The sequence below is a fragment of the uncultured Gimesia sp. genome (genome assembly GCF_937910335.1).
Taxonomy (GTDB): domain Bacteria; phylum Planctomycetota; class Planctomycetia; order Planctomycetales; family Planctomycetaceae; genus Gimesia.
Genome location: NZ_CALEMX010000044.1, coordinates 1 through 11,727, shown reverse-complemented (window position 1 = coordinate 11,727; position 11,727 = coordinate 1). Strand labels below are relative to the sequence as shown.

Here is an 11,727-nt window from a genome sequence, read left to right as displayed (position 1 = left end):
GCTCAAACGGTAGAGAAAGCCCGCCAATCGGCGTGAACACTTCATGGAAGTGATCGGGATTTCTTACCAGGAATGAGCCTGTGGTCAGTATATTCCTTTATAGCGATAAATCATTGTGACAACAATTGGTCGCGATCCAGGAACAGAAACTCATTTGGAATTCCGCGAATTACCGGCGAGAGTTTTCGGCCTTGGGTGGGTGCTGGAATTAAAATCGTACCGACTTCGGTGTGATTATCGCAATACTCCAGGGCTTTTTCGATCCCGATTACATAAAAAGCGGTCGAAAGTGCATCTGCCAAAGCCGCCGTCGGAGCAATAACCGTTACAGACAGGAGTTCCGCAACAGGCCACCCCGTGCGAGGATCCAGAATATGGCCGTATCGTTTTCCGTTATGACGAAAATGCTGTACTGAAGATCCACTGGTTGAAAGGGCATTGTTCTGCAGCAGAATCGTTCCTAAACGCTGACTCGTAAAGAGTGGGTTTTTGATGCCTATAGGCCAGCCCGGAAGTTGATTGTGAGTACCTTTGGCAAGAATACTGCTGAAACCGCCATAAAACAGCCAGCTTTCTAACTCCTGTTCAGTTAAAAACTCTCCTGCCACATCGAGTGCATAGCCTTTACCGATGCCTCCCAGATTTAATTCATTTTCAGATGTTCGGTATTGAATGGTTTTTGCATCCGGGTCAAATTGAAAATGCCCAATGCCCGTATGGGTAAGACAAACATCAATTTCCTGCTGCGAGGGGATGCGTCCCTGTTGTCTGCACTCCCGCCAGAGCGCGATCAGTGGACCGGCAGAGGGATCGAAGCCACCTTCCGTTTCCAGACAGATTTGGCGCGCTAAATCAAGAATATCAAACAATTGTGAATCGACGGCAACAGGACATTCGGCAGCCTGGGTGTTCACAAGCGACATCGCGCTGTCTGTTCGGTAAACCGTCATCAACTGCTCCAGATTGTGAAGCAGATCCAGGGCATCAGAAGCGTGGGTCATCTGTTGGCTCGGGCCGGGATTCATCACCACGGCAAATTCCGTTGCCATTGCGTGTGTACTCAAGCGAACGGTAGCACCACCTGCAGGCGCGGCAAATTCTTCTGTTGCTTCGCTGAGGTAATCAGCTAGATTCTCTCCGGTCTGTTCGATCGCATTTTTTAAGACGCGTCCCGTCAGAAATTCACGACGATTACTGTTCGTATTTTTTTCAGACATAGAAGCACGTTCGCCATAAGAGCACGGCCATAAAAACACATTAGTCGAGTCTGCAAGACGTAGAGTGCGTCAATGCATTTCTTCGCGCAGACTCAGAAGGTGGATGCAGCCAGTTAGTGTTTCTTATTTTCAATAGTTCTTTGCAACTTGGGAGGAACCGTGGCTAACGCCATTCGGCTAATGATCAAAAACAAGATCAGCCGCAAGGCATTAGTCGCGGTTAATACCGATCTCGTTAAAGGTGACTTTCCTGAGAATGATCCTCAAAACGATTACATGAACACTCCCTAGCCGGTATGTTTGGATCAGGCGAAGGATGAGAAGTAAGGCACACCTGCAGCCTGTTCTTTGATTTCTGATTCGCTTTGCAGTAATTGCGCCAAAAAGTCATAAGTGCCTGATGTCAGAGCAGCCCGGGCATTATCCGGTAAAGTACAATCAAACTGTTGATCGCCGCATTTGATTTTCATCGTTAACAGGTCAACGGTGAGTTCCTGTTCCGGCTGATTATGAATGGTCTGATCGAGGGCTTCCAGTGTGTCACGGCTGGCACAAACCGCGGGAACTCCCAGGCCGGTACAGTTACCAAAAAAGATTTCTGCAAAGGATTCTGCGATGATGGCCTTGATTCCCCAGCGAATCAGCGATTGGGGCGCATGCTCGCGGGATGAACCGCAGCCGAAATTTCGTCCGCCAAGCAGTATTGAGGCATTCTGAAATTGTGGTTTATCAAAGGGATGTTCCGGGTCCTGCTTGCGATCATCTTCGAAAGCGTGTTCTCCCAGACCTTCAAAGGTCACACAACGCAAATAACGTGCGGGTATAATACGATCGGTGTCGATGTCGTCCAGTAAGAGCGGGATACAAGTTCCGGTGATGCTTTCAATCTGATTCATTGTTTTGACTTTATTATCTCTAAATTGGGTCGAATGTATTTTTTGAGCAAATTAAACGGTCAAATTAAACGGTGGCAGGTGATAACATTTCTCGAACGTCGGTCACACAGCCATTGATGGCAGCGGCTGCGACCATCGTCGGGCTCATGAGCAAAGTACGTCCAGTTGGGCTGCCCTGTCTGCCTTTAAAATTACGGTTGCTGGAGGATGCACAGAGTTCGTTTCCAACCAGTTTGTCCGGGTTCATTGCCAGGCACATTGAACAGCCGGCTTCTCTCCATTCAAAGCCTGCGTCGATGAAAATTTTGTCGAGGCCCTCTTCAATGGCCTGCTTGCGAACGAGTTGGGATCCGGGAACAACCAGAGCACGTACATGTTCAGATACATGACGTCCTTCAGCGACTTTGGCGGCTTCTCTGAGGTCTGAGATACGTGAATTCGTACAGGAACCGATAAAGGCGACATCGATTTTCTGACCCTTGATTGGCTGATTTTCTTCAAGTTCCATGTAGCGAAACGCTTCTTTAATCAGTGTCTGTTCCTCTTCCGGGTAACTGCTAATGGGAGCTAGATTCTCGGAGACTCCCACTGATTGTGCGGGTGTGATTCCCCAAGTGACGGTTGGTTCAATATCTGCGGCATCGAATTCAACCACATCATCAAATTTCGCATCGGGGCCGGAAGCCAGTTCGAGCCACCATTGTGCAGCTTTTTCAAATGCGTCTCCCTGAGGAGAGCAGGGGCGGCCTTTTAAGTAATCAATGGTTGTCTGGTCGGGATTGATATAACCGCAGCGGGCACCGCCCTCGATACTCATATTACAGACAGTCATCCGTTCTTCCATCGACATGCGATCGAAGACTTCACCGGCATACTCATATGCATAGCCGACGCCTCCCTGAACTCCGAGTTTCTGGATGATATACAGCGTGACATCTTTCGCTGTTACGCCAGGGCCCAATTCACCATTGATCAGAATTTGTCTTACTTTTGGGCGTCCTAATGCCATTGTCTGTGTTGCCAGCACATGGGCGACCTGACTTGTACCAATTCCGAGTGCAATCGAACCAAAGGCGCCATGAGTACTGGTATGGCTGTCTCCACAAACAATCGTCATTCCGGGTTGTGTCAGACCCTGTTCCGGTCCGACGACATGCACGATTCCCTGACGGCTGTCATTGACGTCGAGCAGTGTGATTCCAAATTCGCGACAGCTTTTTTCAATGGCGGACATCATCTGTTCCGCAAGATTGTCTGCAAAAGGACGTGTCTGGTTTAATGTGGGAACAATATGATCTACGGTCGCAATTGTGCGTTCGGGGAACATTACTTTCAGATCCCGCTCACGCAACATTTCAAACGCTTGCGGGCTGGTGACCTCGTGAATCAGGTGTAAACCAATTAACAGTTGATCCTGACCGGAATCAAGGGTTTTGACGGAGTGTAAATCCCAGACTTTATCGAACAGATTTTTTGTGCTACTCATCTTTTCTTTATTTCGTTCCAACTCGAATTATTAAAAATAGATCGTGAAATACTGTCGTTCGTCATTTGTTTCAGGTGTATCAAGATTATCCGCTCTGACACGTAGATTGCCAGCGGGGTTCAGGTATACATGGGGGCAGTTTGTCTTTGAGAATAGGAAATCGGGACCAAGGAACATACACAATTTGAGCCTTGAATATAAGGTTTCAGAGCATGACAAAACCAAAAATCAAAGTCATTTACTGAATGCATTCCCTTTAACTGATAAAATCCGCCGGCACCGAAAGTCTGAATGATGAATATTACGGCGAAGATTTCAGTCAAGTTGTATAACATTGTAGGAATATCGATGAGCAAAAGGGGCAAGAATTTTAAAAAGTAGTACTGGAGCCGTTGTATATTGTTCAGCCAGCTTTTAAACTCCACCGCTTGATGCAAGTTATTGTCTCATCACAACTTTGCGAATTCCGGCACCGACGGAAGTCTGGGCATATTGCCCTAACATCCTGTATGTTCCAGGTTTGCGTACGCGTTTTGCGCTCATTTTTGCATTGTTTGACGTGATTTGAGACAGTGTTCCCAATATATTTCTATTGGTTTAATACATCGTTTTTTCGTTTACAGCGATTTGGGTATCACAAGTGTTTGAAGGATTAACATCCAGTCTGCAAGGTGCACTCAGCGGTCTTGCCCGTGGTGGGAAGCTCACCGAGGGTAATATCAAGGATGGTCTGCGCGAAGTACGGCAGGCGTTGCTGGAAGCCGATGTTAATTATGAAATCGCAACGAGTTTCATCGAGCGGGTTACCGAGCAGGCCGTCGGTGAAAAAGTTCTCAAGTCTCTTCGACCTGATGAGCAGATAATTGGAATTGTCCATCAGGAATTAATCAATCTGATGGGGCCTGTCGAACCGGGTTTCGAATTCCGACCGACTGGTATCACCGTCATTATGATGTGTGGACTTCAGGGAAGTGGAAAAACGACAACCTGTGGTAAGCTGGCGCGACTCCTGAAAGAGGAGGGGCGTAAGCCGATGCTGGTGGCGGCCGACTTACAACGTCCCGCGGCGATTGAACAGTTAAAAGTCATAGCCGGTCAGGTCGATGTTCCCGTGCATACCGAGGCACCGGATGGAAATAACGCGGTCAAAGTCTGCCAGAATGGACTGAGTCAGGCGAAGAAGCTGGGGAATGTTGATACGGTCATCCTCGATACGGCAGGTCGTTTGCACGTAGACGAACAGTTGATGAAAGAACTGGAGCAGATTGAACGCAAGCTCCAGCCAGATCAGGTAATATTTGCCTGTGACGCCATGACCGGGCAAGATGCCGTTAACAGTGCTTACGCCTTTAATGAAGCATTGGAACTTGATGGCGTTATTCTGACAAAATTGGACGGTGATACACGCGGCGGTGCTGCACTGAGTGTGAAAGAAGTCACAGGGGTCCCCATCAAGTTTATTGGTGTCGGGGAAGCCCTGGACCGTCTGGAAGCATTTTATCCTGACCGGATGGCGGGACGTATTCTCGGGATGGGGGACGTGGTTTCTCTGGTCGAGAAAGCACAGCAGCAGTTTAATGAAGAAGATGCTGCCGACCTTCAAAACCGGATGGCTCAGGGGAAATTTGATCTGAATGATTTCCAGAAGCAGATGGCCACCATTCGAAAGATGGGACCAATGCGGGAAATTATGAAAATGATTCCGGGCATGGGGGGGATGCTGGATACGAATCCGGATGTTGACCCGGGTTCGGAAATGAAACGCATCGATGCGATTATCAGTTCCATGACACCAGCCGAACGTCAAAATCCCGATCTGATTGATCATGGTCGCCGTCGCCGTATTGCGCTGGGTAGTGGTTCGGATCCCTCTGAAATCAGTCGTCTGGTCAAAGATTTTAATAACATGGCTGGAGTCATGCAGAAGATGGCTGGCATGGGAATGCGTGACAAGATGAAAGCCATGAAGGAGTTGTCGTCGGGTGGGATGATGGATCCTTCCGGAGGCATGGGCAGACAGAAAGAGCGAAGTAAACGTGGTGGTGATCCCGTGAAGCTTCGTGAAAAGAAGAAAAAAGACAGAAAAGCCAAGAAGAAACAACGCAAGAAAAACCGTTAGTCGGACTCACGGAATTTGAAGTTGTTTCGCATGTATTACAAAATGTATCTTCCATAAAGTAAGAGTCAAAAGGAGAAGTTTAGTGGCAGTTAAAATTCGTATGAAAAGAATGGGTCGAAAGCATCGCCCCTTCTATCGTATTTGTGTGATGGATTCACGCAAGCAGCGCGATGGTGCAGCAATTGAAGAGATCGGTACTTACGATACTTCGGTTGCCGACAAATCAAAGCGTGTGACGATTAACATGGAACGTGTTGATTACTGGATGTCAGTCGGTGCGAAGCCTTCTGATAACGTTGCAACACTGATCAAAAAAGTTAAACAGAATAAATTTGGAACAGCGGCTGCGCCTGCACCTCTGATTGCTCCTAAGGAACCTGCTCCTGAACCGGAACCGGAAACTCAGGAAGAGTCAGCAGATACTGCAGAAGCTAGTTCTGAAGAGGCAGCGACTCCTGAAGCAGAAACTCCCTCAGAATAAGTTCCTGAGATGTTTGGACAGAAGTTCGCTCTTTGAGAGAGCACAATGCGATTTGATATTCTAACTTTGTTTCCCGAGCTATTTGATAGCTATCTTGAGCAGGGTCTGCTGAGGAGAGCGATCCAAAATCAAATAGTAGAGATACAGCGTTGGAATTTTCGAGACTGGGCAACAGACAAGCATGCATCAGTAGATGACCGCCCTTATGGAGGTGGTCCGGGGATGTTGATTGGCTGTGAAACAGTATTTGGATGTGTAGAGCACGTTCGTGAATCGGTTCCTGAGGCTGGCAAATTGATCATGTTGACTCCCCAGGGGAGAACGTTGAATCAAAGTCTGGCTCAGGAATTGTCAAAAGAACGGCAATTGACATTACTCTGTGGAAGATACGAAGGGTTCGACGAGCGAATCCGCATTGGTCTGGAGCCAATGGAAATTTCGGCAGGTGACTTCATTACCAATGGAGGTGAAGTGCCTGCCATGTTGATAATCGAGACTGTGATCCGGTTGATTCCCGGGGTGTTGGGAGATGAAAGCAGTGCCAAGTACGATTCCTTTTCAGAATCGGGCCTGTTAGAACATCCTCAATACACGCGGCCTCAAAACTTTCGTGGAATGGAAGTTCCGGAAGTGTTACTAAGTGGAAATCACCAGGAGATCGCACGTTGGCGTCAGGAACAGAGTTTGATTCGAACTCGCGAGCGGCGTAATGATCTTTTAACTGAGTCGGAATCAAATTCAATTTGAACTAAATTTAATGTAAACAGTACGGTTTCAGTCATTTTGTTCAGATGATGAAAAACATGCAAAGAGGACTTTGAGTCATGCAGGATTTAATGAAAAAAGTAGAAGCTTCGAGCCTTCGCGAAGAGCCACTTCAATTCGAAATTGGCGATACCGTTGATGTGCACACCCGAATTCAAGAAGGTGATAAGGAGCGCATTCAGATTTTCAGCGGTGTGATCATCTCCCGACGTGGAGACGGATCGCGTGAAAATTTCACAGTGCGAAGAATCGTTTCCGGCGAAGGTGTCGAACGAATTTTTCCGGTGAATTCACCAAAAATCGCTAAGCTGGAAATTAAACGACATGGTCGAGTTCGTCGTGCCAAACTTTACTATCTCCGTGATCGAGTTGGTAAAGCAACACGTCTGACCGAACGCCGCGCTAAAGTGAAAAAAGTCAAAGAGTAAATCGCAGCAGGATACATGGCAGAAGCGCTGGAACTGTTTCAGCGCTTCTTACCCTGAGGTATCTCAGCTTGAGTTCAGCTTTACCTTTGTTTTCAGGTAATTGCTTATGGCTGGTAAATGGTTCGGAAAACTTTTGGGCGATAAAGGCGAACGTGCTGCCGTCAGGTTTCTGAAACGGCAGGGGTATTCGATCTTAGCAAGGCAGTATCGGACGGATCTGGGAGAAATCGACATTATCGCCCTGGACCGTGAGACGGTCGTGTTTATTGAAGTGAAAACGCGACAAAGCGATTTCAAAGGTCAGCCTTATGAGGCCGTCACGCGACAAAAACAGAGTCAGCTCACACGGCTGGCCAGTGCGTTCCTCAAGAATCATCAGTTGTTGAACAGTCCTGCCCGGTTTGATGTGATTTCGATTCTCTGGCCTGTTCAAAAATCAGCACCAGAAATACAGCATTTCCAGAATGCCTTTGCTCCTGCGGGTGAGTTTCAGTTTTTTACTTAATGCGCATCGATTGTAAAACAGAGTCGATCCCTTTACATTAACGTGCATTGTTTCTGGAACGTTTATCTCTGAAGGAAGAATCCATGTCTGCCGAACAAAAAGCTGCTGAGTCAGGTCTTGTTTTTGAACCGATTGAACCCGGTTATCTCAATCTCTGTATTCGAACTGGGAATCTACTAATCACCTCTGGCCATGTGAGTGACCAGAAGGGGCGTTTGGGAGAGAATGTCAGTCTGGAAGAGGGGGTTGCTGCCGCCCGCGATTGTGCTATCAAAATTTTACGATCTGTTCGGGATGAACATGGCACTTTAGATGGTTTGAAAGTCGTTAAATTACTGGGTTGTGTGAACTCAACTCCTGATTTCACCGATCAGCATCTCGTTATTAACGGCGCCTCAGATCTGTATCATGATTTGTTTGGCAAGACCGGTGATGGATTTCATGCCCGCAGTGCATTGGGATTTGCCGCATTGCCCACGGGAGTTGCTGTCGAGGTTGAAGCCATTTTTGAAATCATCGACGCGTAAACACTCTTGCAAACCAGGAAATGATCTGGTCAGGTCACACGCGGTATGGTTGTCGATTACAGCGGATTTTACAGTGAAACGGGCTTTTCTGGGAATTCGCTTGACAAATTGTCCTGTAAAGTGTGTAATAGTGTCTGATTGGTATCTTTCAGAGTCAAGATATCATTGAAGGGGACCTCAATGATATAGTTTGAACTGATTTGATTTCACTCGAACCTGCGAAAAGGATTTCCAACCTACAATTCGGGAGTTTTGCTCTCTATCACACCCTTGCTTTTAAAGCACCTGCCTTAAGTACTTTCAACGCGTCGAGAAACAAAGTTTTTCTTTGCCATTGCGTGCCCTGAAAAGGGGTTATAGCCTTATAACCTGTTTAATTTTCGGAGTTTAAGTATTTTCTGCATTGGGTTTGAGATCGCTCTCAGATTTCTGGTTGCCTTTTTCCGATAAACAATAAAGAGAAGGAACTCAATGAGACTGAGGTAGTTATTCTCAGAGTAATGAGCACGTTTCGTGTTAAACTGAGAGTATCAACAATCTTACTTCTACATTTGAAACAATGGTGTTAATGGACTTACATTGTTTTTCTGTAGGAGATTAAGGGTCAGGCTAAGATGGCTGGGTCAAATCAAACACGAGTAGTTATATCCGGTATTGGGGTGGTATCACCCATCGGTATCGGAATCGATGCGTTCTGGGATAGCATATGTTCAGGAAGGTCGGGTATAAGCCGTCTTGAATCTATTCCGACAGAAAATTTGCCTTCCAAGCTGGCAGCCGAAGTCAAAGATTTCGACCCTGAACTGCACCTTTACAACAAAAAATTTCTGAAAGTCATGTCACGTGACATTCAGCTCGGTGTTTCTGCGGCATCTGACGCGGTTCGGAACGCGGGAATCAAAAGTGGTGTTGTTGATCCGGATCGCTTTGGTGTTTCTTTTGGTGCCGGCCATATCTCTACGACCCCGGATGAACTGGTTGAAGCCGTTGAACTTTGTGCTGGTGAATCATTTGAAGTCACGCGTTGGGGCGAAGACTTCATGGGACAGATTACTCCCTTGTGGATGCTGAGGCAGCTTCCCAACATGCCGGCCTGTCATATTTCAATCGAGCATAATGCACAGGGCCCTAATAATACGATTACCAGTCAGGATTCCTCAGCTTTGCTGGCGTTGTCCGAGGCGATGCGTTGGATTAAACGTGGAGCCGTCGATTGCATGGTAGTAGGTGCTTGCACATCGAATATCAATCCCGTTGATCTTTCTCGTAAGAACCTGATTGACCTTTTGTCACGAGATGAAGATCCCAAACGCGCCTGTCGACCTTTTGACCGTAATCGGAATGGAACGATTCTTGGGGAAGGGGCAGCTGCTTTTGTCGTTGAAAATTATGAGCATGCGGTTCGTCGTGGTGCCGATATTTATGCCGAAGTGATTGGATTAGGTGCGGGCTGTGATGGGCATACACTTTCTGACAGCACTCAGCAAAATGATACCGGTCTGGTTCGCGCCATAGAATCGGCGATGAAGCAAGCGAACTTAAAGCCTCGTGAACTTGGTCATATCAATGCTCACGGCAAGAGCACAAAAATTGACGATCAGGTCGAAGCGAGAGCCTATCACCGTCTGTTTGGTGATGACGCTGCAAAAATTCCCATTACCGCTCTCAAGAGTTATTTTGGTCATTTTGATGCGGGTTCTGGTGCTGTCGAGTTGGCGGCAAGTATTCTTTCACTTCGTCACGGCGCGACACCTGCCACGCTGAATTACGAAACTCCTGATCCCTTATGTAATCTCGATATTATACATGGGGGTGTTCGTCCATTGACTGTTCCTACAGCAATGACTGTCAGCCGAACCTCGTTTGGCCAGAGTGCCGCAGCGATTCTGCGAGCGATTTAAGAGTTCGCAAGAGATGCCTTCATTGTTCTTCCCGTCTTTTTTTGCGCGCTTTCGGGTATCCCTCTTGAGAACCTGATCGAAAACGATCAGAATAACAGTCTGATCAGACTGGCATGCGCGCCTCTCTTTGGACAACAAATCATTCTCTGCTATTAATCGCTCTTCATTTTCTCAGGAGATTCAGTCATGGCGACAGACGTTCTTGATTCCGTAGTCGACACACCAGGTATCCGTCAAACGCAACTCCTGATAGATGGCGAATGGCGTGATGCTATCAGTGGAAAAACATTTTCAACGGTGAATCCAGCTACGGAAGAGGTGATTGCAGAAGTTGCCGAAGGTGATGCCGCTGACATCGATCTGGCAGTCAAGGCAGCTCGCAAAGCGTTTGAAACGGGGCCGTGGTCCAAAATGGATGCCCGTGATCGAGGACGGTTAATTTATCGTCTGGCGGATTTGGTTGAAAGCAACGTTGAAGAGCTGGCTGCTTTAGAATCGCTGGATAATGGAAAACCGATTCGTGACAGCCGCGCTGCTGATCTACCGTTGGTGATTGATTGTCTGCGTTATTACGCTGGTTGGTCTGACAAAATTGAAGGTACCACCATTCCGATTCGTGGTAATCACTTTTGTTATACCCGGCGTGAACCGCTAGGGGTGGTAGGGCAGATCATTCCCTGGAATTTTCCGTTATTGATGACAGCCTGGAAGTGGGCACCCGCGTTGACGGCAGGTTGTACTATTGTGATGAAGCCTGCAGAACAGACACCGCTGTCTTGTTTGCGAATGGCTGAGCTGGCTTTGGAAGCGGGGATTCCTCCTGGAGTCATCAATGTGGTTCCCGGCTATGGACCGACGGCAGGTGCCGCTTTAGTGAAGCATCCCGATGTCGATAAGATTGCATTTACAGGTGAAGATGCAACCGCAAAAATTATCATGGCTGATGCGGCTGCCACTCTTAAACGACTCACCTTCGAATTAGGAGGCAAGAGTCCCAACGTTGTTTTTGCTGATTGTGACCTGGAAGCTGCCGTCGCCGGTGCGGAATTCGGCTTGTTTTTTAATCAGGGACAATGTTGCTGTGCGGGAAGTCGTTTGTTTGTCGAGGAGTCAGTGCATGAAGAATTTGTTGCTCGGATTGTTGAGAAAGCGGCATCCCGAAAGTTAGGTAACCCGCTCAATCCTGAAACCACGCAAGGCCCGCAGGTTGATCGGGATCAGATGGAGAAAATCTTAAGCTACATCAAAAAGGGGAATGATGCAGGAGCGCAGTGTGTTACCGGGGGCTCACGTTTTGGCGAGAAGGGATATTATGTAGAGCCGACGATCTTTGATCATGTGACCGATGAAATGCCCATCGCCACGGATGAAATCTTTGGACCGGTGTTGAGCATCTTGCCAT

Annotated in this window: 12 protein-coding genes; 9 read left to right on the top strand and 3 right to left on the bottom strand. The window is 47.5% G+C overall.

The genetic code is table 11. The features are described from left to right. Window positions 1–110: 110 nt before the first annotated feature. Window positions 111–1,217, bottom strand: a complete 1,107-nt coding sequence (locus Q0668_RS01870) for an FAD:protein FMN transferase (protein ID WP_298859373.1) — start codon at window positions 1,215–1,217, stop codon at window positions 111–113. Window positions 1,218–1,376: 159 nt separating this feature from the next. Between Q0668_RS01870 and Q0668_RS01865 the strand changes: the two genes are divergently transcribed. Next, a complete protein-coding gene (locus tag Q0668_RS01865) occupies window positions 1,377–1,508 on the top strand; it encodes a hypothetical protein (RefSeq protein ID WP_298859371.1) in 132 nt (43 codons plus the stop codon). A 14-nt stretch (window positions 1,509–1,522) separates the two neighbouring features. On the opposite strand, the gene leuD is transcribed toward Q0668_RS01865, so the two are convergent. Continuing rightward, the gene (gene leuD / locus Q0668_RS01860; RefSeq protein WP_298859369.1) at window positions 1,523–2,113 is read right to left on the bottom strand and encodes a 3-isopropylmalate dehydratase small subunit; all 591 of its coding nucleotides are present in this window, start codon (window positions 2,111–2,113) and stop codon (window positions 1,523–1,525) included. Between the two features lie 64 nt (window positions 2,114–2,177). Beyond that, the gene (gene leuC / locus Q0668_RS01855; protein WP_298859367.1) at window positions 2,178–3,599 is read right to left on the bottom strand and encodes a 3-isopropylmalate dehydratase large subunit; all 1,422 of its coding nucleotides are present in this window, start codon (window positions 3,597–3,599) and stop codon (window positions 2,178–2,180) included. Window positions 3,600–4,239: 640 nt separating this feature from the next. Here leuC and ffh point away from each other — a divergent pair. The 8 genes from ffh to Q0668_RS01815 all read left to right on the top strand — a co-directional run. Continuing rightward, window positions 4,240–5,718 (top strand): signal recognition particle protein, encoded by a 1,479-nt coding sequence (ffh, locus tag Q0668_RS01850; RefSeq protein WP_298859365.1) that lies wholly within the window; start codon window positions 4,240–4,242, stop codon window positions 5,716–5,718. A gap of 82 nt (window positions 5,719–5,800) precedes the next feature. Continuing rightward, entirely contained in the window at window positions 5,801–6,199 is a 399-nt protein-coding gene (gene rpsP / locus Q0668_RS25820) for a 30S ribosomal protein S16 (protein WP_366918857.1), read from the top strand. A gap of 45 nt (window positions 6,200–6,244) precedes the next feature. Further along, the gene (gene trmD / locus Q0668_RS01840; protein WP_298859363.1) at window positions 6,245–6,946 is read left to right on the top strand and encodes a tRNA (guanosine(37)-N1)-methyltransferase TrmD; all 702 of its coding nucleotides are present in this window, start codon (window positions 6,245–6,247) and stop codon (window positions 6,944–6,946) included. A 77-nt stretch (window positions 6,947–7,023) separates the two neighbouring features. Continuing rightward, window positions 7,024–7,392, top strand: a complete 369-nt coding sequence (rplS, locus tag Q0668_RS01835) for a 50S ribosomal protein L19 (protein ID WP_298859360.1) — start codon at window positions 7,024–7,026, stop codon at window positions 7,390–7,392. Between the two features lie 106 nt (window positions 7,393–7,498). Beyond that, window positions 7,499–7,897, top strand: a complete 399-nt coding sequence (locus Q0668_RS01830) for a YraN family protein (protein ID WP_298859358.1) — start codon at window positions 7,499–7,501, stop codon at window positions 7,895–7,897. Window positions 7,898–7,980: 83 nt separating this feature from the next. After that, on the top strand, window positions 7,981–8,424 hold the full coding sequence (locus tag Q0668_RS01825; protein WP_298859355.1) for a RidA family protein: 444 nt from the start codon (window positions 7,981–7,983) through the stop codon (window positions 8,422–8,424). A gap of 614 nt (window positions 8,425–9,038) precedes the next feature. After that, entirely contained in the window at window positions 9,039–10,325 is a 1,287-nt protein-coding gene (locus Q0668_RS01820; protein WP_298859353.1) for a beta-ketoacyl-[acyl-carrier-protein] synthase family protein, read from the top strand. Window positions 10,326–10,511: 186 nt separating this feature from the next. Beyond that, window positions 10,512–11,727, top strand: a 1,216-nt coding sequence (locus Q0668_RS01815; protein WP_298859351.1) for an aldehyde dehydrogenase family protein, incomplete at its 3' end; no start/stop codon positions are given.

Bases quoted from the DNA above. Each gene is read 5' to 3' on its own strand.
- Q0668_RS01870 (WP_298859373.1), bottom strand. From the start codon at position 1,217: ATGTCTGAAAAAAATACGAACAGTAATCGTCGTGAATTTCTGACGGGA.
- leuD (WP_298859369.1), bottom strand. From the start codon at position 2,113: ATGAATCAGATTGAAAGCATCACCGGAACTTGTATCCCGCTCTTACTG.
- Q0668_RS01830 (WP_298859358.1), top strand. From the start codon at position 7,499: ATGGCTGGTAAATGGTTCGGAAAACTTTTGGGCGATAAAGGCGAACGT.
- rplS (WP_298859360.1), top strand. From the start codon at position 7,024: ATGCAGGATTTAATGAAAAAAGTAGAAGCTTCGAGCCTTCGCGAAGAG.
- Q0668_RS01825 (WP_298859355.1), top strand. From the start codon at position 7,981: ATGTCTGCCGAACAAAAAGCTGCTGAGTCAGGTCTTGTTTTTGAACCG.
- trmD (WP_298859363.1), top strand. From the start codon at position 6,245: ATGCGATTTGATATTCTAACTTTGTTTCCCGAGCTATTTGATAGCTAT.
- Q0668_RS01820 (WP_298859353.1), top strand. From the start codon at position 9,039: ATGGCTGGGTCAAATCAAACACGAGTAGTTATATCCGGTATTGGGGTG.
- leuC (WP_298859367.1), bottom strand. From the start codon at position 3,599: ATGAGTAGCACAAAAAATCTGTTCGATAAAGTCTGGGATTTACACTCC.